At 63.4% G+C, this 26,117-nt stretch carries 23 protein-coding genes; 5 read left to right on the forward strand and 18 right to left on the reverse strand.

Annotated elements, in window-relative coordinates:
- Position 1 precedes the first annotated feature (1 nt).
- Positions 2-682 (forward strand): TetR/AcrR family transcriptional regulator, encoded by a 681-nt coding sequence (locus C8D77_RS10135; protein WP_109661959.1) that lies wholly within the window; start codon positions 2-4, stop codon positions 680-682.
- On the opposite strand, the gene C8D77_RS10140 is transcribed toward C8D77_RS10135, so the two are convergent.
- The 18 genes from C8D77_RS10140 to C8D77_RS10225 form a co-directional block, all read right to left on the reverse strand.
- Positions 679-2,217 (reverse strand): trimethylamine methyltransferase family protein, encoded by a 1,539-nt coding sequence (locus C8D77_RS10140; RefSeq protein WP_109661961.1) that lies wholly within the window; start codon positions 2,215-2,217, stop codon positions 679-681. The two genes, C8D77_RS10135 and C8D77_RS10140, sit on opposite strands and share 4 nt — an antisense overlap.
- 70 nt (positions 2,218-2,287) lie before the next feature.
- Positions 2,288-4,390 (reverse strand): oxidoreductase, encoded by a 2,103-nt coding sequence (locus tag C8D77_RS10145; RefSeq protein ID WP_109663271.1) that lies wholly within the window; start codon positions 4,388-4,390, stop codon positions 2,288-2,290.
- A 180-nt stretch (positions 4,391-4,570) separates the two neighbouring features.
- Positions 4,571-6,280 carry a trimethylamine N-oxide permease gene (locus tag C8D77_RS10150; RefSeq protein WP_109661964.1) on the reverse strand — a complete coding sequence of 570 codons (1,710 nt, stop codon included), beginning with the start codon at positions 6,278-6,280 and terminating at the stop codon, positions 4,571-4,573.
- 255 nt (positions 6,281-6,535) lie between these two features.
- Positions 6,536-8,905 carry a trimethylamine N-oxide demethylase gene (locus C8D77_RS10155; RefSeq protein ID WP_109661966.1) on the reverse strand — a complete coding sequence of 790 codons (2,370 nt, stop codon included), beginning with the start codon at positions 8,903-8,905 and terminating at the stop codon, positions 6,536-6,538.
- A 116-nt stretch (positions 8,906-9,021) separates the two neighbouring features.
- The gene (locus tag C8D77_RS10160; protein WP_109663274.1) at positions 9,022-9,651 is read right to left on the reverse strand and encodes a sarcosine oxidase subunit gamma; all 630 of its coding nucleotides are present in this window, start codon (positions 9,649-9,651) and stop codon (positions 9,022-9,024) included.
- Positions 9,644-12,625 (reverse strand): sarcosine oxidase subunit alpha, encoded by a 2,982-nt coding sequence (locus C8D77_RS10165; RefSeq protein WP_109661968.1) that lies wholly within the window; start codon positions 12,623-12,625, stop codon positions 9,644-9,646. Before C8D77_RS10165 ends, C8D77_RS10160 begins: the two co-directional genes overlap by 8 nt.
- Positions 12,625-12,900: a sarcosine oxidase subunit delta gene (locus C8D77_RS10170; RefSeq protein ID WP_109661970.1), complete on the reverse strand. Its 276-nt coding sequence runs from the start codon at positions 12,898-12,900 to the stop codon at positions 12,625-12,627. The genes C8D77_RS10165 and C8D77_RS10170 overlap by 1 nt, the downstream gene beginning before the upstream one ends.
- A 17-nt stretch (positions 12,901-12,917) precedes the next feature.
- Positions 12,918-14,171 carry a sarcosine oxidase subunit beta family protein gene (locus tag C8D77_RS10175; RefSeq protein ID WP_109661972.1) on the reverse strand — a complete coding sequence of 418 codons (1,254 nt, stop codon included), beginning with the start codon at positions 14,169-14,171 and terminating at the stop codon, positions 12,918-12,920.
- 36 nt (positions 14,172-14,207) lie between these two features.
- Positions 14,208-15,515, reverse strand: coding sequence for a type III glutamate--ammonia ligase (glnT, locus tag C8D77_RS10180; protein WP_109661974.1), 1,308 nt, complete (start codon positions 15,513-15,515; stop codon positions 14,208-14,210).
- Positions 15,516-15,578: 63 nt separating this feature from the next.
- Positions 15,579-16,907, reverse strand: a complete 1,329-nt coding sequence (locus tag C8D77_RS10185; RefSeq protein WP_109661976.1) for an FMN-binding glutamate synthase family protein — start codon at positions 16,905-16,907, stop codon at positions 15,579-15,581.
- A gap of 6 nt (positions 16,908-16,913) precedes the next feature.
- Entirely contained in the window at positions 16,914-17,639 is a 726-nt protein-coding gene (locus tag C8D77_RS10190; RefSeq protein WP_109661978.1) for a GltB/FmdC/FwdC-like GXGXG domain-containing protein, read from the reverse strand.
- Positions 17,640-17,643: 4 nt separating this feature from the next.
- On the reverse strand, positions 17,644-18,540 hold the full coding sequence (locus tag C8D77_RS10195) for a class II glutamine amidotransferase (RefSeq protein WP_109661980.1): 897 nt from the start codon (positions 18,538-18,540) through the stop codon (positions 17,644-17,646).
- 104 nt (positions 18,541-18,644) lie between these two features.
- The gene (locus tag C8D77_RS10200) at positions 18,645-18,968 is read right to left on the reverse strand and encodes a hypothetical protein (RefSeq protein WP_109661982.1); all 324 of its coding nucleotides are present in this window, start codon (positions 18,966-18,968) and stop codon (positions 18,645-18,647) included.
- Positions 18,965-19,654, reverse strand: a complete 690-nt coding sequence (locus C8D77_RS10205) for a hypothetical protein (protein ID WP_170136718.1) — start codon at positions 19,652-19,654, stop codon at positions 18,965-18,967. Before C8D77_RS10205 ends, C8D77_RS10200 begins: the two co-directional genes overlap by 4 nt.
- Before the next feature lie 45 nt (positions 19,655-19,699).
- Positions 19,700-21,094, reverse strand: a complete 1,395-nt coding sequence (locus C8D77_RS10210) for an APC family permease (protein ID WP_109661984.1) — start codon at positions 21,092-21,094, stop codon at positions 19,700-19,702.
- Between the two features lie 14 nt (positions 21,095-21,108).
- Positions 21,109-21,270: a hypothetical protein gene (locus C8D77_RS10215; protein ID WP_023759014.1), complete on the reverse strand. Its 162-nt coding sequence runs from the start codon at positions 21,268-21,270 to the stop codon at positions 21,109-21,111.
- 14 nt (positions 21,271-21,284) lie between these two features.
- Positions 21,285-21,662, reverse strand: coding sequence for a hypothetical protein (locus tag C8D77_RS10220; RefSeq protein ID WP_109661986.1), 378 nt, complete (start codon positions 21,660-21,662; stop codon positions 21,285-21,287).
- Positions 21,663-21,674: 12 nt separating this feature from the next.
- Positions 21,675-21,962, reverse strand: coding sequence for a hypothetical protein (locus C8D77_RS10225; protein WP_109661989.1), 288 nt, complete (start codon positions 21,960-21,962; stop codon positions 21,675-21,677).
- 286 nt (positions 21,963-22,248) lie between these two features.
- On the opposite strand from C8D77_RS10225, the gene C8D77_RS10230 reads away from it, so the two are divergent.
- Genes C8D77_RS10230 through C8D77_RS10245 form a run of 4 tightly spaced genes read left to right on the forward strand, consistent with a single transcriptional unit; the run spans position 22,249 to position 26,032 of the window.
- Positions 22,249-23,382 carry an aminomethyl transferase family protein gene (locus C8D77_RS10230; RefSeq protein WP_109661990.1) on the forward strand — a complete coding sequence of 378 codons (1,134 nt, stop codon included), beginning with the start codon at positions 22,249-22,251 and terminating at the stop codon, positions 23,380-23,382.
- Between the two features lie 41 nt (positions 23,383-23,423).
- Complete coding sequence (locus C8D77_RS10235; protein WP_109661992.1) at positions 23,424-24,020, forward strand: dimethylamine monooxygenase subunit DmmA family protein; 597 nt, start codon at positions 23,424-23,426, stop codon at positions 24,018-24,020.
- Complete coding sequence (locus tag C8D77_RS10240; protein WP_109661995.1) at positions 24,017-24,982, forward strand: PDR/VanB family oxidoreductase; 966 nt, start codon at positions 24,017-24,019, stop codon at positions 24,980-24,982. The genes C8D77_RS10235 and C8D77_RS10240 overlap by 4 nt, the downstream gene beginning before the upstream one ends.
- Before the next feature lie 9 nt (positions 24,983-24,991).
- Positions 24,992-26,032, forward strand: a complete 1,041-nt coding sequence (locus C8D77_RS10245; RefSeq protein WP_109661997.1) for a heme-dependent oxidative N-demethylase family protein — start codon at positions 24,992-24,994, stop codon at positions 26,030-26,032.
- The last annotated feature ends 85 nt before the right edge of the window (positions 26,033-26,117 follow it).

A 26,117-nucleotide genomic window follows, 5' to 3' on the forward strand; every position in this document is an offset into this window, starting at 1 on the left:
CATGACGGAAGCAGGACCAGCACCCGAAAGACGCAAGCGCGGCGCCAAGAAATCGCCACCGCGCTTCAGCCGCGAGCAGGCGGATGTCCGCCGTTCCATGCTGGTCGAGGCGGCGACGCGATGCCTGTCGGTCGGCGGCATCGGCGCCTTCACCATCGATCGCATCTGCAAGGAGGCCGGCGTTTCGCGCGGCCTCATCAACCATCACTTCGAAAGCCTCGATGGCTTGCTGGTCGAGGTCTACAAATCCTCGCTTTATGCCAGCGTCAACAACCAGATCGCCGAAGCCAAGCGCCGCCGCGCCGAGACATCAGATTGGTCGCCGCAGGCCGCACTTGCCGCCCTGGTGCATTCGAATTTTTCGCCCGATTATTTCAGCCGTGACAATCTCTTGATCTGGCTATCGCTGTGGGGCGAGATCGCCGTCAACCTACGCCTCAAGGCGGCGCATCGCGAACTCTATGACGCTTACCGGGCGGAACTCGCCGAGGACATAGCCGCGGTCGCCGTGCCGCGCGGCAGGGATGTCGACGCTCCGACGCTGGCGCGCAATTTCATCGCCCTGGTCGACGGGCTCTGGCTCGAATGGTGCCTCGACGAAAGCGTGGTGACGCCGCAGGCCGCCGAAGCCGCCGGCTTCGAGATGCTGGAAGCTCAGGTCGGGCCTTTGCGGGATGCCTAGTTCAGCGGCGAACCGCCCTCGCGCTTGCGGCGCTCCATATAGTCGCGCAGCGCCTCATCGATGCCGGGATCGATCGGCGGCTGCTCATATTCGGCGACCATCCGCTTCCAGACCACATTGGCCCGTTCGCGCGCGGTGATCTGGCCGCGCTCCATCCAGGTGTCGTAGTTGTCCCAGTTGGAGACCAGCGGCGAATAAAACGCGCGTTCGTAGCGCTGCATCGTGTGCGCGGCGCCGAAGAAGTGCCCGGCCGGCCCGACCTCGCGCACGGCTTCCAGCGCCAGCGTGTCGATATCGACCACCGGCGGGTCGAAATAGGCGCACATCATCTGCAGCATCTCGGCGTCGATGATCAGTTTCTCGAACGATGCCGTCAGCCCGCCGCCGAGCCAGCCGGCGGCGTGCAGCACCAGATTGGCACCGCCCATCAGGCAGCCCCACAGCGACATGGCGCTTTCATAGGCCGCCTGCGCATCGACCGAATTGGCGGCGGTGACATTGCTGGAGCGGAACGGTACGCCGATCAGCCGGCAGAGCTGGCCGGTGATCTGCGCGGCCTGCGTGTATTCCGGCGTACCGAAGGCCGGCGCACCGGTCTTCATGTCGACATTGGAGGTGAAGCCGCCATACATCACCGGTACGCCGGGGCGCACGATCTGCGTCAGCACGATGCCGGCCAGCGCCTCGGCATGCTGCTGCGACAGCGCTCCGGCGAGCGTCACCGGGCTCATCGCACCGGCCAGTGTGAACGGCGTGATGACATTGACCTGGCCATGTTCGGCCAGCGCGATCAGGCCTTCCGCCATCGGCTCGTCGAGCTGCAGCGGCGAGTTGGTGTTGATGATGCCGGTAAAGACAGGCATCTCCTGCGCAAGATTCTCGCGCGTCGTGCCCAGTGAAATCGCCACCATCTCCAGCGCGTCGATGGCGCGCCCGCGGCCGAGCGCCTGCGGTTGCCAGTTCTTGTCGAGCAGCGTGATCTCGGCATAGTAGAGGTCGAGATGGCGCGTGTTCTGGTGCAGGTCGAGCGGCTCGAACGGCCCGCCGCCTTCCTGGTGCAGCACGTTGAACGACTGGATCAGCTTGAGATAATCGCACATCTCGGCATAGGTGCCGGGACGGCGGCCGCGATCATTGTCCATGACATAGGCGGGTCCACCGACCGACGACAGGATGCAGTGTTTCCCGCCGACCTTGACGTTCTTCGCCGGATTGCGGGCACGCAACTCGAACGACGATGGCGCCATGGCGACGCGCTCCATGACCATGGCGCGGTCGAAACGCACCCGCATCTCGCCGTCGTCGACATCGCAGCCGGCCGAGCGGTAGAATTGCCGCGCCTGCGGCTGCAGCACCCGCATGCCGATCTCTTCGAGGATGGTGAGGCCCATTTCGTGGATCGTCTGCACCTGATCGGCCGACAGGATCTCGATCGGTGCATAGGGCCGCGTCAGCTGCTTCCACGGCCGCTGCTCGATGCCGCCGATCTCGCGCTGCGGGCGGCCGGGCCTGCGACGTGCCGTGATGCGCTCCATGGTTTTCTTGAACTCCCTGTTTGTCGCAATTCCGGACGGAAAACCGCTTCACACTTCTCCTGGAATTGCTCTATTCTGCAGCTGTGCGCATGTCGAAATCCGCCACCGCATCGACGATCGGCGTGTCGCGGCGGTAGGGTTGCCAGCGGATTTTTGCACCGATCTCCTGAGCGAGCTTATGGCCGCTGTGCACCGCGTGCGCGATGGCGCCCGGCGCCAGCGTGTCGCCGATACGATCGACACTGCGGATGCCGGCAGCGGCAAGCGCCTCCGCTCGTTGCGTCAGAGACTCGAACAGCTCGCCGCGCGGCAGCCTCAGCCCGACGATCAGCACCGAGCGGCAGGCCATTCGGCTTTCCTCGCCGGTGAACAGATGCGCTAGCGTCGCCGTCTCGCCGTCGAAGGATTTCAGGAGATGCAGTGTCGTCACCGACACCTTGCGCCGCGCCAGCGCGCGATGCACCAACGGCAGCTCGTTGGTCATGATCGTCCAGGCGGACGCCTGACCTGCGGGGGTCACGTAGCTGACCGGGATGCCTTGTGCCGCCAGATGTTCGGTCAGCACGCCGCCCATATAGTAGTTGTCGAAATCGAAGACGAGCGTCGGTCCCTGCGGAAGCCGGCCGGCGGCGATATCATCCGGGGTGAGCACATCAGGATGATCGAGCCTGCCGACCGGAATCTCCAGCGAGGAGTAGAGCATGTTGCTCCAGCGCGCGCCGGTCGCCAGCACCACGCGGTCCGGCGCCAGATCGACGATCTCGTCCGCGCCCAAAACACTCTCGGGATAGAGCGAGACGTTGCTCATCTCGCTGAGGCGCCCGAGCCGATAGTCGACGACGCGGTTCCAGGCCGAGAGGCCGGGCAGCGTCTTTTCGAAGGTCAGCCGCCCGCCGAAGGTGCGGCTGCTGTCGGCGAGCATCACCTCATGGCCGCGACGACCGAGCGTCAGCGCGCATTCGAGTCCAGCGGGTCCGCCGCCGACAATCAGGATTCGCTCAGGCGCATCAGTGCGCTCGACGCGTTCGGAGTGCCAGCCGCGCCGCCACTCTTCGCCGGCGGTCGGGTTCTGGGTGCAACGCACAGGCACGCCGTCATGCCAGCTCGAAATGCAGATGTTGCAGCCGATGCATTCGCGGATCTCGGTCTCGCGGCCCTCGCGGATCTTGTTGGGCAGGAAGGGGTCGGCGATCGAAGGCCGCGCGCCGCCGATGAAGTCCAGCACGCCACGCCTAATCTGCGAGACCATGGTGTCGGGCGAGGTGAAGCGCCCGACGCCGACCACCGGCTTCGTGGTCAGCGATTTGACGAAGTCGATCACCGGCTCATGGCTGCCTTCGCCGGTGAAGCGCGACGCCGAACAATCGGTCGGACTGGAATCCATCTTGACGTCGAACAGATCCGGCAGCTCGGCCAGCAGTTCGATCAGCTCGTGCGCTTCCGAAGGCTGGTTGCGGCCGGGCCTGCCGCGCAGTTCCTCGAGGCTGACGCGCAAGGCGACGCCGCAATCCTTGCCGACGGCATCCTTGGTGACCTCGATCATCTCGCGCACGAAGCGCACCCGGTTCTCGATCGATCCGCCGTACTCGTCGACGCGATGATTGTATTCCGGCAGCAGGAATTCGTAGCCGAGATAGCCCATGCCGGCATAGACGTAGACCACGTCGAAGCCGGCAGTGCGCGCCTTGCGCGCCGCCTCGGCCTGACACCTCAAGACCTCGCGTATATCGGCCTTGTCCATGGTCTTCGGCCGCAAATTGCCCATGAAGCCGACATGGGTGGCCATCCACGGAATTCCCGACGGCGACAGCGGCGGCAGGCGGCTCGTCCTGTTCATCACCGAGGCGCCGCCGTGCCACAGTTCCACGCCGGCCAGCGCGCCATGGCGGTGCACGGCCTCCGTCATCAGCGCATGGGCGCGGATGTCGTTGTCGTCCCACATCGTGGCGAAGGGCAGCGGCGCGTCGTCCGAACTGGGGTCGATCGAACAGGCGCCGGTGCAGATCACGCCCCATCCGCCCTCGGCCTTGGCTTCGCGAAAGGCGGCGCGCACCCGTGGCAAGGCGTTGGTCATGCCGCTGGCGTGCGGCACTTGATAGAAGCGGTTCGGCGCGGTGACAGGCCCGATCCGCATCGGCTCGAACAGGATTTCGTAGCGAGGATTGCAGGTCATCAGAGCTTCGCGAATATGCTTGTTGAACGATCGTACAACAAGCATATTCGCACGACTGACGGAACGCAATGGACCTGTCACCGGCCGCAACGAAAAAGCCCACCTCGATAGTATCGGAGTGGGCTTCAGCCGGGAGGCTCGGGTCGAGCGCGATACGTGCTCGACCCCTTCAGTTTGCCGTCAGATGACGAAGAACCAGTTGGCGAGCAGCATTACCACCACGCCGGCGACCAGCGTCAGATAGGGCAGCATGCCCGCCTTCTTGACTGCCAGATCGGACGAACTCATGCCGAGGTCGGCCAGCATATGGTCGGGGAACTTGCCCTTGTCCTGGATGTAGTGGCGGAAGCAGAACACCGGGATGATCAGCGCGGCCGTGATCAGGCCGGCCCACAGCGCCATCGGGTTCCAGACCTTGGCGCCGGCGCCCATGAAGATGGCGTTGACATAGGCGAAGATGGCACCGACGCCGAGCAGCCAGCTCGGCGCCTTCCATGGCCGGGCGATATGGCCGTTGTCCATGCGGTGGATCCAGCCGGCGTTGAGGTTGAGGAAGTTGAAGATGATGTAGCCGCAGTTCGACACGGCGAGGATGAAGAAGAAGCTCGTCGCGTCGGCCGAGGCGATGGCCAGCACGATCAGGTTGAAGACCAGATCGGTCCACATCGCTCGCGTCGGTGCGCCGTGTTCGTTGACATGGCTGAGATAGCGCGGCAGCCAGCCATCGACCGAGCCCTGGTAGAGCGTGCGCGAGGAGCCCGCCATGGCGGTCATGATGCACAGCACCAAGGCCAGGATCATCAGCATCACCAGCAGGCTGTGGATCAGTGCGCCGCCGCCGACCATGCCGGCCAAGGCATCGGCGACGCCGGAGCCGTCGACGATCGGCGTCGCCAGCATGCCGTTCAGGCCAAGCACGCCCTGGAAGGTGAAGGGCACCAGGATAAACAGCAGCATGCACAGAAGGCCCGAATAGAAGATGGCCTTGAACGTGTCGGTGCCGGGGTTCTTGAACTCGGACGTGTAGCAGACGGCGGTCTCGAAGCCGTAGGTCGACCAGGCGGCGATGAACATGCCGCCAAGCACCAGTGTCCAGCCGGCGATGTTCCAGGCGCCGGGTTCAGGCGCATAGGCGGCCGCCAGCGGCACCAGTGGCGAGAAATTCGCCCAGTTGATCTGGCCGGTGATGATCGGCACGACGCCGACGATCAGCATCGGGATGATGACCAGCAGGCCGATATATTTCTGCACATTGGCGGTGCCGAGGATGCCGCGATGCTGGATGGCGAAGATGATCAGCATCAGCACCGCGCCGATGAAGAAGGTCGCGTTGAACGTGAACGAGACCGGTCCCAGCGTGTGGCTGTAAAGCGTCCAGTTGCGAATCCCTGGCGTTGCGGCTGCAGTCACCGCCGTGACGGCGTCGGCGGCGCTCGTTCCGGCATGCGCGGCGATATAGGCGACGACATCCGGCGAGGCATCGGTGAACAGCGGCACCGGCGCTAGCGCGTTGAGGATGTAGGCGGCTGCAATCGAGCAGCCGAGCGACAGCACCGGCGACCAGGCAAACCAGTTGCACCAGACCGACAGCGGCGCGATGAACTTGGAATAGCGCAGCCAGGCGGTGGCGCCGTAGATCGAGGCGCCGCCCGACTTGTTCGGGAACAGGCCGGCGATCTCGGCATAGGTGAAGGATTGCAGGAAGCCCATGATCATGGAGAAGATCCAGATCGCGAAGGCCAGCGTGCCGGTCGTGCCGGCAATGCCGCCGATCGAAAACAGGACGAGGGCCGGAACGCCGCTCGCCACCCAGAAGGCGCCGCGCCAGTCGATATTCCGGTGCAGCTTGCTTTCGGCAGGCTGCTCCAGTGCAGTCGCTATTGTGCTCATGTGTCTTTGTTCCCCATTTTGATGTTCCCCGTTCGTGACGGCCGCGACTTCGCGTGGCTTCATCATCGACGCATGCTTTGGGCCACTGCCCGTGTTTCCACTCAGTCGTATTTTTTTCTTAACAGTGAAGATTGATCCGGCGCGCTTTCAGGTCAAGCGTTTTGTGGCGCCATGCACATCACGCTTGTGAGCGCACAGACTCAAACGCCCGGTGACATCGCCAGCCGGTCGGCTTGTCAGCTGCGAAAGCGGCTTTCAGGAGCGCGGTTTGGTCTTCTGCGGATCATAATGCGCAAACGCAACGACGCGCGCCGGCAGCCGCTTGGCATGGCCGTCGAGCTTGCCGATCTCGACCTCGGTGCCAATGGCCGAATGGGTGACGTCGAGCCTCGCCAGCGCGATGTTCTTGTTGAGCACCGGCGAGCGCATGCCTGACGTGACCACGCCGATCTGGGCGCGGCCGACATGCACGCAGTCGCCATGGCCGACGGCGACATTGGCATCGATGTCGAGGCCGACCAGCTTCGTCTGCGGGTGCTCCTTGCGGCGGATCAGCGCTTCGCGGCCGATGAAATCGTCGGTCTTGCTCTTCAGCGGCACGGTGAAGCCGATACCCGCCTCGAACGGATCGGTCTGGTCGGAAAATTCGTAGCCGGCGAAGATCAGCCCGGCCTCGATGCGGACCATGTCGAGCGCCTGCAGCCCCATCGGCTTCAGCCCATGCGGCTGGCCGGCCTCCCAGATGGCGTCGAACACCTTTTCGGCGTCGCGCGGATGGCACCAGATCTCGTAGCCGAGTTCGCCGGTGTAGCCGGTGCGCGAGACGACCACCGGAATGCCGTTGCCGCCACCGATGCGAGCGACGGCGAAACGGAACCATTCGAGTTCATCGATCGACGGCTGTAGCGGCGAGGTCCAGATCACTTCCCTGAGGATGTCGCGGCTCTTCGGGCCCTGCACGGCGACATTGTGCATCTGGTCTGTGGACGATCGCACCAGAACGTTGAGGCCAAGCTTCGCCGCCGTCTCGCGCAGCCATTCGCCGGACAGGTCGTCACCGCCGACCCAGCGGAAATTATCCTTGCCGAGCCGCAGTAGCGTGCCGTCGTCGATCATGCCGCCGTGCTCGTAGCACATGGCCGAATAGACCACCTGGCCGATGCCAAGCTTCTTGACGTCGCGGGTCAGCGTGTACTGCAGCAGCGCCTCGGAATCCGGGCCGGTGACCTCGAATTTGCGCAACGGTGACAGGTCCATGATCACCGCGTCCTGCCGGCAGGCCCAGTACTCGGTGATCGGTCCGTCCTTGGCGAAGGCATTGGCCAGCCAATAACCCCTGTACTCGGCGAAGTTGCGGGTGTGCTTGGCAAAGCTCGAATGAAATGAAGTCTCGCGGGTCATTTTCGGTTCCGAATCAGGCGTCATGCGTCTGGCGATCGCTCGCGAGAATTTGTGCTGGCCGGAATAGGTTCGCACATGGATGTCGGTCGGGTTCCAGCCATTGGCCGGCGTCGTGTCGTCGGGGCAAGCGGAGGACACGCAGACGATGTCGGTGAGCGCGCGCAGCAGCACATAGTCGCCCGGCCGCGACCACGGCTCGTCGGACACCATGACGCCGTGCGCATCGATCGCCGTGTTGAAGAAGAAGTTGATCGCCATCCAGCCTGCGCGGGGCGTGACGCCCTTGTCGGCCAGCGCACGGTTGAAATTTTCCGAGCAGTTGGTGTGGCCGGGATAGCCGATGTCGTCGTAATATTTTGCGGCGCAAGCGAGCGCGAATGCGTCGTGCCGTCCGCATGTGTCCTGCACCACCTCGACCAGCGGCTCCATGTCCTGGTCGTAATATTTCGAATGCAGGCCTGGCATCGGGTAGCTCGCACCCATCAGCGTGCGCGTCGTCGTCACGTCGAGCGGATGGTCAAGGCCCCTGTCCAGCTTGCGCGCCGAAAAGCACTGGAAATCGGTGCACTGGCGGCCGTCGACATCGATGATCTGCAGATAGTCGCCGGCCTTGACGAAATAGGATTGCGCCGTCGCCGAATGGACGCGCAGGTCGAGCACCGGATCGGCAAGCGGATCGGCCAGCTGCGATTTCGCCGCCGGACGGATCGTGGCGCGGCGAACGATGACGGTGAGGGGCGTCGCCGTGTCGTGGCCATCGACCAGCATCGGCCCGCCGGGGGCGGCGATGACCATCGCGCCGTCGCGCGCAATCGTGAAGGCCTGTTCGGTGCCGGCCGGTGTGGCACCGCCGAAGACGCGCACCGCCTTGGCCTGATCGAGTTGCACCTGACGGTGCGCGAGCCCGCCCCGCAGGGAAGCGAGGCTGTCGTCGCCTTCCGCCAGCAAGGCCTTGATGCCGGCTGCATTGCTATTCGATGTTTCCCCAAAAATGCCTGGATCGGTCGCGCCGCTCTTGTGCCAGGCCAGAAGTTCGCAGGCCTGGCCACCCTCGACATTGCGCACGGTGATCGTGTCGCCGGCTTCGATCTCGATGAGAACCGCGCCGTTGCCCTGGATCGTATAACGCTCCATGCCGGGCGGCAGCGCGATCTGGCCGGGCCTCAGGATGGGGCTGGGCTTGGGCGGTCCGGCTGCAATTGCAGGGTAGGGCGACTGGCTCATCTCGGCCTTGCGGTTAGAGAAACAAGTTTGCCTGTACGTGAAATTATTTTAGCAGCAAGAATAGCAGTGCTTGCCAGTTTGGCAAGGCGAAGGTGGCGCGGCGGGGCGCGTTGGCTCTACGCCAGTTCCTCGGAATGGCTGATGTCGACGCTGAATTCAGCAGCGGCATCAAGCATCGTGTGCCAAAGGCTTTCGGCGAAGGTTGCAAACACCAGCAGGTTGAACACAGCCAGCTCATCTGGCCGATCGCCGCCGCGCCAGAGCGTGACGCTGGTGTGATCCATCGACGTCGCTGCAGCAGCGCCGATCGGGAACGCTCCCGCATACAGATCGATCGACGACAGCTTGGCGAGCGTTGTCCGTGCCTTGGCGCCGGAGATACTGATCAGCACGCGCGCATGCGATTGATCGGACAGCGAGGCAGGCCCGGACAATGCCGGCGCCAGCGTTAGCATTGTGTGCTTGCCGCCTTTCGACAAGACGAAGAACTGATCCGGTCCCGACCAGATCAGCGTGGCATCCGGAGTCTGTACCGCCTTCGGCGCATCCGGTGGCACCACGCCGAAACGGGCCTTGGTCGCCTTTGCCAGTTCTGCTCCTTTGCCGCGCCGCGCCATCACCTGGATCAGGTCGAAGTTGCGGATCTCGGTCAGCGAGACGCCGGCTTCGATTCCGCGCGCGCCATGCGCACCGGCAACAAGTGCCTTTTCAAGCGAGCTACGAGGAGCCCAGGAAAACTCAGCCACGCTGGCGCCCTCCATCCGGATCGTAGAAGACGGGATTGCAGAGTTCGACGTCATAGTCCTCGCCGCGCAGCGGGTCATGCGCGTGCACGATCTCGCCGATGCGCTCGCGGCCGCGTTCGACTAGGGCCAACCCGATCCACTGATCCAACGTCGGCGAGAAGCAGACCGAGGTGACATAGCCCTGGTCGTTACCCGGTCCGGGCGTCTGCCCCTTGGGGATGATATGCGCGCCGGAGCGCAGCCGGCGCGCCTTGTCCGTCGGCTTGATGCCGACGACGACCTGCCGGTCCGGCGCGGTCAGCGCCTCGCGCCCGGCCAGGACGCGGCCGATATAATCCTTCTTGGTCGACATCATCTTGCCCAGACCAAGATCGGCTGCCGTCGTCGTGCCGCTCAGTTCCGGTCCGGCGATGTGCCCCTTTTCGACGCGCATGACGCCGAGCGCCTCGGTGCCGTATGGCGTCACGCCGAAGGGCGCGCCGGCCAGCATCAGATTGCGCGCCATGGCATCGCCGAAGCGCGCCGGCACCGAAATCTCGAAGGCCATCTCGCCGGAGAACGAGATGCGGAACAGCCGCGCCTCGAGGCCGCCGCGCAACGTCACTTCGCGTGCGCCCATGAACGGAAAGCCTTCGTTGGAAAGGTCCTCGGCCGGATCGACGATTTCTTTCAACAGGTCTCGCGTTTTCGGGCCGGCAATCGAGAATTGCGCCCACTGGTCGGAGACGGAGGTCAACTGCACGTCGAGCTCCGGGAACAGCACCTGACGGCAGAATTCGAGATGCTGCATCACCAGGCCGGCCTTGGCCGTGGTGGTGGTCAGGAAATAATGATCCTCGGCCAGCCGCGACGTCGTGCCATCGTCGTAGACGATGCCGTCCTCGCGCAGCATCAGCCCGTAGCGGGCCTTTCCCACGGCAAGATTGGAAAAGGTGTTGATGTAGACGCGGTCGAGGAAGGCGCCGGCATCCGGCCCGTGCACGTCGATCTTGCCCAGCGTCGAGACATCGCAGAAGCCGACGCCGCTACGCACCGCCTTGACCTCGCGGGTCACCGATTCCAGCCAGTCCTTCTCGCCGGCGCGCGGATACCATTGCGCCCGCTTCCACAGACCGGTGTCGACGAAGACAGCACCTTGTTCCACAGCCCAGTGGTGCGACGGCGTCAGCCGCGTCGCATGGAAAGTCTCGTCGCGGTGATGGCCGGCGAAAGCGCCGATGGCGACGGGCACGTAAGGAGGCCGGTAGATCGTCGTGCCGGTCTCGGGGATCGACCGGCCGCTCACCGCCGCCATGATGGCGAGGCCAGCGACATTCGAGGTCTTGCCCTGGTCGGTCGCCATGCCGAGCGTTGTGTAGCGTTTCAGGTGTTCGACCGATTCAAAACCTTCACGCTGCGCCAGTTCGATGTCGGAAGCGGTGACATCGTGCTGGTAGTCGACAAAGGCCTTGCCCTTGCCGGCGACGTGCCAGAGCGGCGTCAGCGAAAAGGCTTCGTCATCGGCGACAGGTGCGATGCCCGCCTTGCCGTTGTGCCCTGCGTCACGCGCCGCTGTCGCGCCGGCTGCAAACCCCTGGCTCAGGCAGGCGCCGAGGCCGAAGTCGCCGTTGGCGGCACCGGCGGCAGTCATTCCGGGAGGCGCGCCATCGGGCACGAAGGCGGAGATGTCGTCATTCCATGTCGGTCGGCCGCGATGGAAGGAGGTCAATCCGACTGCCGGATTCCAGCCACCGGAAACGGCAAGCCCGTCGGCTTCGACTTCGGCGCGCGCACCACCGGTGAGCGACACCGCGATTTTCCTGACACCATCCTTGCCTCCGTCGACGCCGCTGACGGAGCCGTGCAGCACCGGGAAGCCGCCCTTGGAGGCCAGCGAACGATGCGCCGGAGACACGTCAGGTCGCGCGTCGACGACCGCTGCGATCTGCAATCCGGCGCTGAGTGCGGTCTCGACCGTGCGCCAGCCATCCTCATTGTTGGTGAAAAGCGCGATACGTTTGGCCGGCGCTGCGGCGTAGCGCGCGACATAGGTCCGCACCGCCGAAGCCATCATCACGCCGGGCGTGTCGTTGCCGGCAAAGACGATAGGCCGTTCTATGGCGCCGGCCGCGACGACGCAGCGCTTCGCCACGATCCGCCACAGCCGCTGGCGCACCTGGTGCTCGGGCGGCGAGGGCAGGTGGTCGTTGACCCGCTCGATGGCGCCATAGGTGCCGCCATCGTAGACGCCAAACAATGTCGTGCGGGTCATGATGCCGACGTCGGGCATGTCAGCCAGTTCAGCCAGCGTCCGCGACAGCCACTCGGCTGCCGGAACACCATCGATCGTGCCGCCATCCGACAGCAGGCGGCCGCCGGGGACAAAATCCTCTTCGCACAGGATGACGCGGGCACCAGAGCGGCCGGCTGCCAAGGCTGCGGCCAGACCGGCCGGGCCGGAGCCGGCGATCAGCACATCGCAATGCGCCCATGCCTTGTCGTAGTGGTCGGGATCGGCGACGCCTGCGGCGCGGCCAAGGCCGGCGGCACGGCGGATCGCCGGCTCGTAGATCGCTTCCCAGAATTTCGCCGGCCACATGAAGGTCTTGTAGTAGAAGCCGGCGACGAAGATCGGCGCGAACAACTGGTTGACCGACATCACGTCGTGGCGCAGCGATGGCCAGCGGTTCTGGCTGGCGGCTTCAAGCCCTTCATAGAGTTCGGCCGTCGTCGCCTTGGTGTTCGGCTCGCGCCGTGCGCCCGTGCGCAATTCGACCAGCGCGTTGGGCTCTTCCGAGCCTGATGTCAGGATGCCGCGCGGGCGATGGTATTTGAACGAACGGCCGACCAGCTTGACGCCATTGGCGATCAGCGCCGAGGCGAGCGTGTCGCCCTGGAAGCCGGAGAAAGCCTTGCCGTCGAAACGGAAGTTCAGCGGCGCCGAGCGGTCGATGAGACCGCCATCGTCGAGCCGGTTTGTCTGCGCGCTGGCCATCACGCACCAACCTTCGCAGCGCCGGCGCCCGCCGCCGCCTCAACCGAAGAAATCTCGTGCGTCAGCGTGTTGCGGGTGACCTTCAGCCAGGCCCGGCAACCGCCGCCATGGTACCAGTATTCGCTGGTCTCACCGGCAACGTTATCGCGCAGATAGACATAGTCGAAGACCTCGTCTTCCGAGGCGCCGGCAACCGGCCGCATCGGCTTGGCGTCGCCGAGATAGGTGAACTCACCGAGTTCGCGTTCACCGCAGAAGGGACAGACAATGCGCATTTTCTTCTAAACCGCCTTCAATGCAGGTTCGGTTGGGCGCCCTGGCCCTTTTCGTCGATCATCGCACCGCGCCGGAAGCGGTCGAGGCGGAACCGCACCGCTTCTTCGTGCGGCGTGTCGCGGGCTAGAAGATGGGCAAAGACGAAGCCGGAACCCGGTGTCGCCTTGAAGCCGCCATAGCACCAGCCGGCGTTGATGTAGAGCCCGTCGACCGGCGTCTTGTCGATGATCGGCGAGCCGTCCATCGACATGTCCATGATGCCGCCCCACTGGCGCAGCAGGCGCACGCGGCCGATCATCGGCATCAGCGCCATGCCGCCCTCGCAGACGTCCTCCATCACAGGCATGTTGCCGCGCTGGGCGTAGGAATTGTAGCCGTCTATGTCGCCGCCGAAGACCAGCCCGCCCTTGTCGGACTGGCTGACATAGAAATGGCCGGCGCCGAAGGTCATGACGCCGGGGATAAGCGGCTTGATCGCCTCGGAGACAAAGGCCTGCAGCACATGGCTTTCGATCGGCAGGCGCAGACCGGCCATCGCCGCGACGCGCGACGAGGAGCCGGCGACAGCCATGCCGACCTTACCGCCGCCGATCTTGCCGCGGGATGTCTCGACGCCGGTCACCTTGCCATTGGCGTCCCTGACGAAGCCGGTGACTTCGCAATTCTGGATGATATCGACGCCGAGCGCGCTCGCCGCGTGCGCGTAGCCCCAGACCACCGCATCGTGCCGCGCGGTGCCGCCGCGCCGCTGCAAGAGCCCGCCTTGCACGGGAAAGCGCGCATTGTCGAAGTTCAGGAACGGTATCATCTTCCTGACCGCGGCGAGATCGAGCAGTTCGGCGTCGATGCCGTTGATGCGCATGGTGTTGCCGCGCCGGGCATAGGCGTCTCGCTGCGCGTCGGAGTGGTAGAGGTTGATGACGCCGCGCTGGCTGACCATCGTGTTGTAGTTGAGGTCCTGCTCCATCCGCTCCCACAGCTTCATCGACAGTTCGTAGAAGCCGGTGTTGCCGGGCAGGCCGTAATTGGAGCGGATGATGGTGGTGTTGCGGCCGGCATTGCCGGAGCCGATCCAGCCTTTTTCGAGCACGGCGACATTCTTGATGCCGTACTCGCTGGCCAGGAACCATGCGGTGGCCAAGCCATGGCCGCCGCCGCCGATGATCACCACGTCGTAGCGGTCCTTCGGCGTGGCGTCGCGCCAGGTGCGTTGCCAATTCTTGTGGCCGGACAGGGCGGCGCGGGCGAGCGAGAAGATCGAGTATTTCATCAGTTCATTCCGAGGTCGCTCGCACCGCTGGGTCGACTAAATGTCCAGCGTGTGGTCGCGCTCCCATTGCGTGAAGTGCGAAGCATAGGAATTCCATTCCTGGTGCTTCAGCTTTAGGTAGGCCGACGAGAATTCCTCACCCAGCGCCGCCTTGAGCGATTTGTCCTTGTCGAACTCGCGCAAGGCGTCGAGCAGGTTGAGCGGCAGCTTCGGCGCGCCCTTCACCGTATGGCCGTGCTGGTACATGTCGATGTCGTAGCGCTTGCCGGGATCGGCCTTGGAACGGATGCCGTCGAGGCCGGCGGCGATGATAACGGCCTGCAGGAGATAGGGGTTGGCCGCCCCATCCGGCAGCCGCAGTTCGAAGCGCCCGGGGCCGGGCACACGCACCATATGGGTGCGGTTGTTGCCGGTCCAGGTCACTGTGTTCGGCGCCCAGGTCGCGCCCGAGATCGTACGCGGCGCGTTGATGCGCTTGTAGGAGTTGACCGTCGGATTGGTGATCGCGGCCAGCGCGGAGGCATGCTTCATGATGCCGCCGAGGAAATTCCTGCCCTTGGCCGAGAGGCCAAGCTCCATCGCATTGTCGGCGAAGACGTTGGTCTTGCCGGCCTTGTCCCAGACCGAGATATGGGCATGGCAGCCATTGCCGGTCAGGCCCTGGAAGGGTTTGGGCATGAAGGTCGCGCGGAGGCTATGCTTTTCCGCGATCGACTTGACCATGAACTTGAAGAACGAATGCTTGTCGGCGGTCGCCAGCGCATCGTCGAAGGCCCAGTTCATCTCGAACTGGCCGTTGGCGTCCTCGTGGTCGTTTTGGTAGGCGCCCCAGCCGAGCGCCAGCATGTGGTCGCAGATCTCGGCGATGACGTCGTAGCGCCGCATCACCGCTTGCTGGTCGTAGCAGGGCTTTGAGGCCGTGTCGTATTCGTCGGAAATCGTCTTGCCGTCGGGCGAGATCAGGAAGAACTCGGCCTCGACGCCGGTCTTGACATGCATGCCGTCGCTGGCCGCTTCGGCAATCAGCCGCTTCAGCGTGTTGCGCGGCGCCTGGTCGACCTCCTTGTCGTCCATGATGCAGTTGGCAGCGACCCAGGCGACCTCAGGCTTCCACGGCAGCTGGATCACCGAATCCGGATCCGGCACCGCCAGCATGTCGGGATGCGCCGGCGTCAGGTCCAGCCAGGTGGCGAACCCGGCAAAGCCGGCGCCGTCCTTCTGCATGTCGGCGATTGCCTGTGCCGGCACCAACTTGGCACGCTGGCCACTGAACAGGTCAGTGTAGGAAATCATGAAATATTTGACGTTTTTCGCCCTTGCGAATTCTGCAAGATCAGCTGTCACGGAAGTTCCCCATTTTTTTGTCGATTGTGGCCCCAGAGCGTGTGGGCTTCGGCCCTTCGTTGATTAGAAGCCGTTCTTCCCCGGTATCCAGTTGGTGCCGGCCAGCGGCACGCCGGCCATGGCCGCTGCCTCGATCGTCAGGGCGACGAGGTCCTCGGGTTCCAGATTGTGCAGGCTGTTCTTGCCGCACGCGCGGGCGATCGTTTGAGCCTCAAGCGTCATCACCTTGAGGAAGTTCGCCAGCCGGCGTCCGGCAGCCACCGGATCGACCCGCTTCATCAATTCGGGGTCCTGCGTGGTGATGCCAGCCGGGTCGCGGCCCTCGTGCCAGTCGTCATAGGCGCCGGCCGTGGTGCCGAGCTCGTTATACTCCGCCTCCCAGCGCGGATCGTTGTCACCGAGCGCGACAAGGGCAGCCGTGCCGATCGAGACCGCGTCGACGCCGAGCGCCAGCGCCTTGGCGACATCGGCGCCGTTGCGGATGCCGCCGGAGACGATCAGTTGCACCTTGCGGTGCATGCCCAAGTCTTGCAGCGCCTGCACCGCCGGCCTGATGCAGGCAAGCGTCGGCATACCGACATTTTCGATGAACACTTCCTGTGTGGCGGCGGTGCCGCCCTGCATGCCGTCGACGACGACGACATCGGCGCCCGCCTTCACCGCAAGCGCCGTGTCATAATAGGGCCGGGCGCCGCCGACCTTGACGTAGATCGGCTTTTCCCAGTCGGTGATTTCGCGCAGTTCGAGGATCTTGATCTCGAGATCGTCGGGTCCGGTCCAGTCGGGATGGCGCGAGGCCGAGCGCTGGTCGATGCCTTTCGGCAACGTGCGCATTTCGGCGACACGGTCGGAAATCTTCTGGCCAAGCAGCATGCCGCCGCCACCCGGCTTGGCGCCCTGGCCGACGACGACTTCGATCGCATCGGCGCGGCGCAAATCGCGTGGATTCATGCCATAGCGCGAGGGCAAATATTGATAGACCAGTTGCTTGGAATGGCCGCGCTCTTCCTCGGTCATGCCGCCGTCGCCGGTGGTGGTCGAGGTGCCCGACAGGGTCGCGCCCCGTCCGAGGGCTTCCTTGGCGGGGCCTGACAGCGAGCCAAAACTCATGCCGGCGATGGTAATCGGGATTTTCAGTTCGATCGGCTTCTTGGCATGGCGAGAGCCGAGCACGACGCTCGTGTCGCAGCGTTCGCGATAGCCTTCGAGCGGGTAACGCGAGATCGAGGCGCCGAGGAACAGAAGGTCGTCGAAATGCGGCAGCTTGCGCTTGGCGCCAGCGCCGCGGATGTCATAGATGCCGGTCGCCGCGGCACGGCGGATCTCGGAAAGCGTATAGTCGTCGAAGGTCGCGGATTTGCGCGGCGTCGTCGGCGGGTTCCTGTAGGTCATGCTGCCTCAATACGCGTCGGCGTTGTCGATATTGAAATTGTAGAGCGTGCGCGCCGAGCCGTAGCGCTTGAATTCCGCCGGCTTGACGCCGGTCACGCCGGCGCGATCGAGCAGGCCCTGCAGCAATTCCAGATGCTCGGGCCGCATCTCCTTGGCGATGCAGTCGGCGCCGAGGCTGTCGACCTTGCCGCGCACGAACAGCCGCGCCTCGTAGATGGAATCGCCGAGCGCATCGCCGGCATCGCCCAGCACCACCAGATTGCCCGATTGCGCCATGAAGGCCGACATGTGGCCGATATTGCCGTGCACGACGATGTCGATGCCCTTCATCGAAATGCCGCAACGTGACGAGGCGTTGCCTTCGATGACCAGCAGGCCGCCCTTGCCGGTGGCGCCGGCATATTGGCTGGCGTCGCCCTTGATGGTGATCGAGCCCGACATCATGTTCTCGCCGACGCCGGGGCCTGCCGAACCATGCACGGTGATGGTGCTGCCGGAATTCATGCCGCCGCAGTAATAGCCGACGCTGCCGCGCACATCGATGGCAACAGGCTGGTCGACGCCGACGGCGACCGAATGGCTGCCCTTCGGGTTCAGAACTTCCCATGCCGTTTCGTTCGAGCCGGGAGCCAGATTGTGAAGCGCCTGGTTGAGTTCGCGCAACGACAGTTGGTCGAGATCGAAGACCCGAGGGTCGTGCGCCGCAGTCTTTGAAAGCGTGGTTGCCGGCATGAACTCAATGCTCCCAGAAATAGACGGTTGCGGGCTCGGGTTCCCAGACCCTCGCATTGTCTATGCCGGGCAGTTTGGTCAGCGCGCGATATTCCGAGCCGAAGGCGACATACTGGTCGGTTTCGGCCATCACGGCGGGCTTGCAGGCGATCGGATCGCGCACCACGCCGAAGCCGTTCTTGGTGCCGACGACGAAGGTGAAGAAGCCGTCGAGATCGGAGAGCGTGCCTTCCAGCGCCTCGCCGAGATTCTTGCCATGCGCCATCTGCGAGGAGAGATAGGCGGCAGCGACCTCGGTGTCGTTCTCGGTCTCGAATTTCATACCTTCGCGGATCAGTTCGCGGCGGACATTGTTGTGGTTGGACAGCGAACCATTGTGCACCAGGCACTGGTCGGCTCCGGTCGAGAACGGATGCGCGCCCATCGTCGTCACCGCCGATTCCGTAGCCATCCGGGTATGGCCGATGCCATGCGTGCCGGTCATCTTGCGGACATCGAAGCGATCGACGACCGCCTCGGGCAGGCCGACTTCCTTGTAGATCTCGACAACGTCGCCAGCGCCCATGATGCGGATGTCGGGGCGCAGCGCCTGGATGGTTTCGCGCGCCTCGTCGATCTTGGCGGGCGTGGTCCTGACGACGGCATGGGTCGACTTCACCGCGATCGTCACCGGCGTGCCGATGGCCTTGGCGAGCTCCGCCTCGAGACCGCGGAAATCGCGGTCGGGCTTGGCCGACTGGATGGTGATCTTGGCCTCATTTTTGGAAGGCGCGCCGTAGATGGCGATGCCGGCGCTGTCCGGACCGCGATCGCTGAGCGAGATCAGCATCTGCGACAGCATCGCACCAAGCTGGGGTTCCAGCGCCTTGTCCTTCAAAAACAGTCCGACAATTCCACACATGTCAGCCTCCCGGTGGTTTGTAGCTAAGAGATCGTTTGTAGCTAAGAGATGATGTATCGAATGAGTCCCATAAATTCAATCATATGAAAAAAATTTTCCTCTAGTTACGTATGCGGCCCAATGCCGCTCTGTGCATTGTCGCCGTCTCGCCGGGCATTGTGAACCCATTTGGCGGTGCGGATGCGGGCGATCTTGTAGGCGTCGAGGATCGACAAGGCATAGATTAGAAAGCCGCCGGCATGACGACCGACAAAGCTGGCGTCTGGCGGCGCGATCTTGGCGGTGACCCATGCCAGGATCACCAAGAAGAAGAGGAACTGAAGGCCGCGCACCGGCACGCCCAGAATGACGTGCCCGCTTGCCGGCAGCACGATTGCAGCGCCGAGAACCAGATAGGGGTTGGTGGGCGCAGTGATGGAACTGGTCATGCGGCCTGCCGTTCGCTTTTGTTGATGGCGTCGCGAAGCGCCGACACCGACACCAGCAGTCTTTCGATCAGTGCGGGATCGAGTGTGGCGCCGCCAAATTCGGCCTGCCGGAAAACGCCATAGCGTGCCCGTTCGGCCTCCGCCAGCAGCCAGACGATGCGTATACCCTTGGGCGTGATCAGCAGTTCCTTGGCGCACCCTTCGGCAAAGATCTCGATATGGCTGGAGATGAGGCCTTGTGGGAAGCGCGCCGCCCTGCGGTCGGTGCGCAGCACCGCCTCGGCAGGAAATCCGGGAGCCTTGGGCAGTGTGTGCTCAAGATGATCGAAATTGGAGAAGGTCGTCGGCGAGCCCGGCCGCATCATCATGTCGAACGTAGCTGGCACCGCGACCTCTTCGGTGATCGAAACACTGAGCCAGCGCGCAGGCAGTTTCCGCGTCGCCAGCGTATCGACGATGGTGCGCACCTGGACACGTTTGCTGTTCCACGATCCTTCCCAGGTGATGACGCCGACGGTGCCGTCCGAAACATTGGCTGCGTCGGCGATGACTGCGCGGATGCGGTCCTGCTCGACGGCGAGCGCCATCGACGCCCTGCTGCGGCTGGCACGCGCCTGCCAGGCAAGGTGGAGGACGACAGCCAGGACAATGGCCCCGGCAAGCAGTGCTGATGTCACCTCGGACATTTTCTCATGCCAGGCCCGCCCAGGATCCGGACGGGCCTACTCCCATCAATAACCCTGCGGCTTTGGCCACGGCATGGTGAACTGATCGCCGCGCCGCACGAATTTGTAGCGATAGAAATGGAACCACAGCGAGATCAGGAAGTAGAAGGCGACCATGGCGATCAGCTGCGAGCCGAAGCCGAGGAAGATGGCGAAGAAGGTCACCACGCACAGGCAAAACAGCACGATGGCTGGGATCGGATGGAAGGGGTGCGTATAGCCGCGGCGGATCGAGCCGAGTGGCCACTTCTTGCGGAACATGATGATGTTGATGCTCATGAAGGTGTATTGCAGCACGCCTGACAGGATCGAGAAGGTGATCGCCTGGTTGAGGTCGGCGATGAAGGCGAAGGCCAGCGCGATCGGCAGCAGGAACAGGATCGAGCGATAGGGCGTGCGATATCTCGGATGCACCGCCGAGAACCATGTCGGCAGATAGCGGTCACGGCCGAGCGAGAACCAGGCGCGCGCCGCATCGTTGATGCAGCCATTGGCGGAGGCCATCGCGGCAAGCAGCGTGGCGACAAACAACAGATTCTCGAGCAGCGGACTGCCGGTCAGCTTGCCCGCGTCCCATAGTGGATAATAGGTGATGCCCAGATATTCCCATGGCATCATCGAGGCGCAGACATACCAGGTCATGGCGGCGGCGATCAAAAGCGTGATCATGCCGGCCATGGTGCCATAAGGCAGCGAGCGGGCGGGCGAGCGCACTTCCTCGGCGGCCTGCGTGGTGCCCTCGATGCCGAGATAGTACCAGATGCCGAACTGGAAGGCGGCGATGACGCCGATCCAGCCATACGGCAGGGCATTACCGGGAGTGACCAGTTCGTTGAGCTTCAGCACCGCGCCTTGCGTCCACGGGCTGACCGAAAAGAACAGGATGACGATCGAGATATAGGCGATCGCGGTGATGACGAAGTTGACGTTGAGCGTCATCAGCACGCCGCGATAGTTCAGCCACGCTAGTACGACGATGGTCGCTGCGATGAAGGAATTGTGGGTGAGGCCTTCGACCCCCGCCTTGGCGACGATGGTATCGCCGAGCAGGATGGCGTCGGACACTTCGAGCATGGTGTAGGCAAAGACCAGGAACAGCGCGACATTGAACGCCATCAGCGGTCCGACGATGTGCTTGGCCTGCGCATATTGACCGCCGGCGGCGGCGACGGTCGATGTGACCTCGGAATCGATCATCGCGACCGAGGTGTAGAGCAATCCGACGACCCAGCAGACGATCAGTGCTGCCAGCGCGCCGCCCTTGTCGGCGGCAAAATTCCAGCCGGTGAATTCGCCGACCAGAACGATGCCGACGCCGAGTGCCCAGACATGGGCGGGGCCAAGCACGCGGAGCAGTGAAACCCTGTCCCCGTGAATTGCCGGTTCAAGTGTGATCGTCATTGTTCAATCCCCACTCAGATCCGGTGTTTTTCGGAAACGGCTTCAAGCTCGCCTTCGCGCGATGAGGTCAGCACCTCCTCGGAGAAGGTCGTGTCGACCTTGAACCAGTCGTAGAGCATCCAAAGGGCAAGTACGATCGAGATGCCCCAGCATGCATAGGAGAGTACCGTCCACATGTTGCGTCCCTCGATTATTTGTCGTCGAATTTTTCGTTGATGACGTCGCGATACTCGCGGTCGGATGCGCGAAACAGGAAGACGAAATAGCCGACCAGCACCGCGGCCATGATGATCAGCGTCGGCCAATCGATGACATAGTGGAAGCGGTTCTGGATGATGTCGTGCGCGGTCTCGGGCGTGTAGCCGAGCTTTTCCCAGATCGACGCCATTGTCGGGTTCTGGCCAAGCGCTTCCCACGTCTTGGCGTCGAGCGCATCGATGGATTTCGCCGCGCCGGCAAGGCCCAGCTTGAGCGGCAGCCACAGCGCCACGAAAATGGCCACCACGACGACGGCGATGTCGAAAACTTGCCCGGCCTTGCTTTGCTCCGGTGGCGTGTAACGGGACATCTCTTCTACCCCTCAGGACTTGCGGTTGCGGAACGCGTCGGCGTTCTTGATATCGAGCCCGTAGATGAAATCCTTGTCTTCCTTGTAGTGCTTGACCATCGCCAGGATCGCGGCCGTGTTGAAGATCAGCACGGCGGCGGCGGCGATCGCGACCACGGCCTTGATGCCGCCATGCGGGATGTAGGGCCACGTCATGAGGAGGACGAAGAGGATCGTCGCCCACAGGCAGACGATCAGGAGCGCGGATCCGCGCACGTCGGAACGGTACAGCGCTTCGATGCGCTGCTGCATGTCTGACATCGGTTTTCCCCTTTTTCCAACGCCAGACCCCGAATTGGTTTCGCGTTGCCCTCTTTCAAGAGAGTGAAATTTTTTTCATAAGTTCAGTCCGAATTCCGCAATTGTCAAGCGCGATTTACGTTGAGTTAACTGTTTGCTTCGCGCGGCGGATTTTGCCTGACAATGAAATTAATTGCTTATGGGTATTGCGGCGCCCGGAGGTTTGCGGTCAATATTCGGCCAAAGCTCCCGCCGCTGCGCAGGGGGCAGGGAACAGCAGAGAGTTTTCGAAACGGAGGACGAGCGGATGACGGCATCCTGGAGATTTTCGACCCTGGCGGATCGCCACCGCGCGCTCGGCTCGAAGCTCGAAGACTGGAGCGGGATGGGAACCGCCTGGACCTACGACAAGGATGCCGACGAGGAGTACATCGCCATCCGCACCAAGGCCGGCCTGATGGATGTCTCCGGCCTCAAGAAGGTCCACATCACCGGGCCGCATGCTTCACACCTGATCGACCTGGCGACGACCCGCGATGTCGAAAAGATCTACCCAGGCAAGTCGGCCTATGCCTGCATGCTGAACGAGGCGGGAAAATTCACCGACGATTGCATCCTCTACCGAACTGGACCGAATGCATGGATGGTCGTGCACGGTTCGGGCACCGGCCATGAGGAGTTGCAGCGTGCATCCGTAGGACGCGATGTCTCGCTGCGCTTCGACGACAATCTGCACGATTTGTCACTGCAGGGGCCGACATCAGTCGACTATCTGGCCAAGCACGTGCCGGGTATCCGCGACCTCAACTATTTCCATCACATGCAGACGCAGCTGTTCGGCCTTCCGGTGATGATCTCGCGCACCGGCTATACCGGCGAGCGCGGCTACGAGATCTTCTGCCGTGGCCAGGATGCCGGCACGATCTGGGACAGGATCCTCGACGAGGGCAAGAGCGCCGGCATCATTCCATGCCGCTTTACCACGCTCGACATGCTGCGCGTCGAAAGTTATCTGCTCTTCTATCCCTACGACAATTCCCAAAAATATCCGTTCGACAATGAAGGCCCCGGCGACACGCTGTGGGAACTCGGCCTCGATTTCACCGTCAGTCCTGGCAAGACCGGCTTCCGCGGCGCCGAGGAGCATTACCGCCTGAAAGGCAAGGAACGCTTCAAGATCTATGGCGTTCTGCTCGACGGCAAGGAGCCGGCCGATGAAGGCGCGCCGATCTATCGCGACGGCAAGAAGGTCGGCGTGGTGACTTGCGCCATGTATTCGCCGCTGGTCAAGAAATCGATGGGCATCGCCCGCCTCGACGTCGACTGCGCGGTCAAGGATACCAAGCTCGAAATCCGCAACAAGAGCGGTGCCATCAAGGCCACCGCCCAGCCATTGCCATTCGACGATCCCAAGAAGACCAAGCGCACGGCGAAAGGTTGAGGCATAGTCAACGGCGAGGGGTTCGAGGCACGAAGACTTAAATGGCAGCCAAAAGTATCATCAGCCGACCCGTTTACGGAACCTTGTCTCCGCAGCCCGGCAAGCATCATCTTTTCATCGCGGATGCGGAAGGGGCGCTGGCGATAGCGGAGATGGCCGAGAGGGCGCCGCCCGGGTTTTTCGACGACGCCGAAATCGTCTTCATTCCTGGGCCTGACGGCAACCACATCGCCGCGCTCGACGCGCTGAAACCGGCACAGTTTCATCAGGCGCCGTCCTTCGCCAGCCTGCTGCCACGGCTCAGGCAGACACTCGCCAATGCGCATATGGGCCTGCGCCTTTACCTCTCGGGCACCGAAGGCCTGATCGGCCAGGCGATGCAGGTAGCGCTCGAGGCCGGCATCGACCACACCTCGATCCAGACCGAGCACCGCGGCTCGCTGGCGCGGCGCATGCAGTGCGTGCACTGCAAGGGCATCACCGAGAATGTGACCACGCAGCCGGCGACCTGCGCGCATTGCGGCCTGCTCCTTCTGGTGCGCGATCACTATTCCAGGCGCATCGCCGCCTTCCAGGGCGTCTGCATCAATGCGGAAGATCGCTCAGAGATTCCTCCGATGGAGGAGATTTTTCGATGAGCACCGGAACAACAAAACTCGATGTCGTGGTCAGCGATGTCGTCCCGGTCAACGATCTGGTCACCCGCTTCCATTTCCGCCGGCGCGACGGCGAGCTTTTGCCGACCTTTTCCGGCGGCGCCCATGTCGTGGTCGAGATGCGCGATGGCGAGCGGACCAGGCTCAATCCCTATTCGTTGATGGGCTCGCCGCTCGACACGCGCGAGTACACGATCTCCGTGCGCCGCGACGATGTCGGCCGTGGCGGCTCGCTCTTCATGCACCGGAATGTCCGGCCCGGCATGGAGATGGTGGTCAGCTATCCGGTCAATCTGTTCTCGCTCGACCTGCGCGCCAAAAAGCATCTGATGCTGGCCGGCGGCATCGGCATCACGCCATTCATGGCGCAGACCGCGCAACTGGCGGCGGAAGGCGGCAATTTCGAACTGCACTACACCTGCCGCACCGCATCGCTCGGCACCTACGCCGATGTGCTGCGCGAGCGCTACGACCGCCGGGTCAGGCTCTATCATGACGACCTTGACGAGCGCATCGAACTCGACCGGTTGCTGTCGACGCAGCCGCTCGGTACGCATCTCTATGTCTGCGGTCCGGCGGGGATGATCAACTGGGTGCGTGACCGCGCGGCAAGCTTCGGCTGGCCATCGGAGACCGTGCATTTCGAGCATTTCGCGGCACCCCAGCCCGGGCTGCCGTTCGACGTGACGCTTGCCGTAAGCGGCAAGACGATCCGCGTCGATGAACAGCAGAGCCTGCTCGAGGCGATCGAGGCGGCCGGCGTCGATCCGCCCTATCTCTGCCGCGGCGGCGTCTGCGGCCAGTGCGAAACCAACGTCGTCTCATATGACGGCAAGTTCATCCACAACGACCACTGGCTAAGCGAGGAAGAGCACCGTTCGGGCAAGAAGATCATGCCGTGCGTATCGCGCTTCGAGGGTCGGTCGCTGGTGTTGGAAAGATAGGAGGCGAGCTTGGGAATCACCTTTCGCAAGGAAACGTTCCGCGACGACTTCACCTTCAAGAACAGCCCTGAGCACATCAGGCGGTTCCCGTTTCCGTTCCACGAAGACGCCTACATGTATGCGGTCAACATCGAGCCGCATGTCGTCGGGCCGAAGGGCAGCGTGCTGGAAAACCTGATCGACGTCGACGAGCACTACGTCGCCGAGATGCAGGACCGGGCGCTGGTGCTGGCCGAGGATCCGTTGCGTTGCCAGTCGCTGCCGCACATGACGCTGGCCGGCTGGGACCTGCTCGAGCTTTTGATGGAGCAGCAGGCACTGGGCTATCCCGAGCATTTCACGCTGACCCGCGACGGCGACCGCTGGCGCTGGATCAACCGGCCGCTCGGCATCGACGACACCTTCACCTTCGGCGACACCTCGACGCTGCCCTACGGGCCGATGGAATACATCACCCGGCAGAGTCAGGGCGATTTCTGCATCCTCGACCAGCGCGACGGAAATTTATGGATGGATGCTGGAATGGTCACCACCCAGGCCGACTGGTCGCTCGATTTCGACATCGGCATGAACTTCTTCGAATGGCACGCGCCGGTGCCGCTGGCGCATGAGAAGGGGATTTTCGTCAGGGCGCTGAAGTTCCTCACCAACATCCAGCAGGGCAAGCCGGCGCGGCGCCTGAATTGGACGATGACGATCAATCCACGCCTCGACACCAGCCCGGAAAATTACCACAAATGGGGACCGGACCGGGCGACGGTGACGCCGGAGAATGTCGGCGACAAGGTGCATCTGCGGGTCGAACTGCAGAGCTTCTGGCGCCTGCCGCGCTCGAACGGCATCGTCTTCCCGATCCGCTGCTATCTGATCAAGATGGACGAATTGGTGACGCAGCCGAAATGGGCCCGGCGCCTGCATCGCGTCATCCGCGATCTGCCCGACGAACTCGCCAACTACAAGGGCCTGACGCGCTTTCGTCCGACGCTGGTCGAGTGGCTGTCGAAGCTCGACGATGGGAGTGCGACAAGTCCGGGGTTTGGGCCGGATTGAGCAAGGCCCCCTCATCCGGCCGCTACGCGGCCACCTTCTCCCGAGGGGAGAAGAGATAGCCAACGCTGGCGCCAGCCTCCTCTCC

The sequence above is a fragment of the Mesorhizobium loti genome, assembly GCF_003148495.1.
GTDB lineage: Bacteria > Pseudomonadota > Alphaproteobacteria > Rhizobiales > Rhizobiaceae > Mesorhizobium > Mesorhizobium loti.

What these genes read in the sequence shown, in the direction of transcription:
- C8D77_RS10135 (WP_109661959.1), top strand. Translation starts at nt 2, where the DNA reads ATGACGGAAGCAGGACCAGCACCCGAAAGACGCAAGCGCGGCGCCAAG.
- C8D77_RS10140 (WP_109661961.1), bottom strand. Translation starts at nt 2,217, where the DNA reads ATGGAGCGCATCACGGCACGTCGCAGGCCCGGCCGCCCGCAGCGCGAG.
- C8D77_RS10145 (WP_109663271.1), bottom strand. Translation starts at nt 4,390, where the DNA reads ATGACCTGCAATCCTCGCTACGAAATCCTGTTCGAGCCGATGCGGATC.
- C8D77_RS10150 (WP_109661964.1), bottom strand. Translation starts at nt 6,280, where the DNA reads ATGAGCACAATAGCGACTGCACTGGAGCAGCCTGCCGAAAGCAAGCTG.
- C8D77_RS10155 (WP_109661966.1), bottom strand. Translation starts at nt 8,905, where the DNA reads ATGAGCCAGTCGCCCTACCCTGCAATTGCAGCCGGACCGCCCAAGCCC.
- C8D77_RS10165 (WP_109661968.1), bottom strand. Translation starts at nt 12,625, where the DNA reads ATGGCCAGCGCGCAGACAAACCGGCTCGACGATGGCGGTCTCATCGAC.
- C8D77_RS10170 (WP_109661970.1), bottom strand. Translation starts at nt 12,900, where the DNA reads ATGCGCATTGTCTGTCCCTTCTGCGGTGAACGCGAACTCGGTGAGTTC.
- C8D77_RS10175 (WP_109661972.1), bottom strand. Translation starts at nt 14,171, where the DNA reads ATGAAATACTCGATCTTCTCGCTCGCCCGCGCCGCCCTGTCCGGCCAC.
- C8D77_RS10185 (WP_109661976.1), bottom strand. Translation starts at nt 16,907, where the DNA reads ATGACCTACAGGAACCCGCCGACGACGCCGCGCAAATCCGCGACCTTC.
- C8D77_RS10190 (WP_109661978.1), bottom strand. Translation starts at nt 17,639, where the DNA reads ATGCCGGCAACCACGCTTTCAAAGACTGCGGCGCACGACCCTCGGGTC.
- C8D77_RS10195 (WP_109661980.1), bottom strand. Translation starts at nt 18,540, where the DNA reads ATGTGTGGAATTGTCGGACTGTTTTTGAAGGACAAGGCGCTGGAACCC.
- C8D77_RS10200 (WP_109661982.1), bottom strand. Translation starts at nt 18,968, where the DNA reads ATGACCAGTTCCATCACTGCGCCCACCAACCCCTATCTGGTTCTCGGC.
- C8D77_RS10205 (WP_170136718.1), bottom strand. Translation starts at nt 19,654, where the DNA reads ATGTCCGAGGTGACATCAGCACTGCTTGCCGGGGCCATTGTCCTGGCT.
- C8D77_RS10210 (WP_109661984.1), bottom strand. Translation starts at nt 21,094, where the DNA reads ATGACGATCACACTTGAACCGGCAATTCACGGGGACAGGGTTTCACTG.
- C8D77_RS10215 (WP_023759014.1), bottom strand. Translation starts at nt 21,270, where the DNA reads ATGTGGACGGTACTCTCCTATGCATGCTGGGGCATCTCGATCGTACTT.
- C8D77_RS10220 (WP_109661986.1), bottom strand. Translation starts at nt 21,662, where the DNA reads ATGTCCCGTTACACGCCACCGGAGCAAAGCAAGGCCGGGCAAGTTTTC.
- C8D77_RS10225 (WP_109661989.1), bottom strand. Translation starts at nt 21,962, where the DNA reads ATGTCAGACATGCAGCAGCGCATCGAAGCGCTGTACCGTTCCGACGTG.
- C8D77_RS10230 (WP_109661990.1), top strand. Translation starts at nt 22,249, where the DNA reads ATGACGGCATCCTGGAGATTTTCGACCCTGGCGGATCGCCACCGCGCG.
- C8D77_RS10235 (WP_109661992.1), top strand. Translation starts at nt 23,424, where the DNA reads ATGGCAGCCAAAAGTATCATCAGCCGACCCGTTTACGGAACCTTGTCT.
- C8D77_RS10240 (WP_109661995.1), top strand. Translation starts at nt 24,017, where the DNA reads ATGAGCACCGGAACAACAAAACTCGATGTCGTGGTCAGCGATGTCGTC.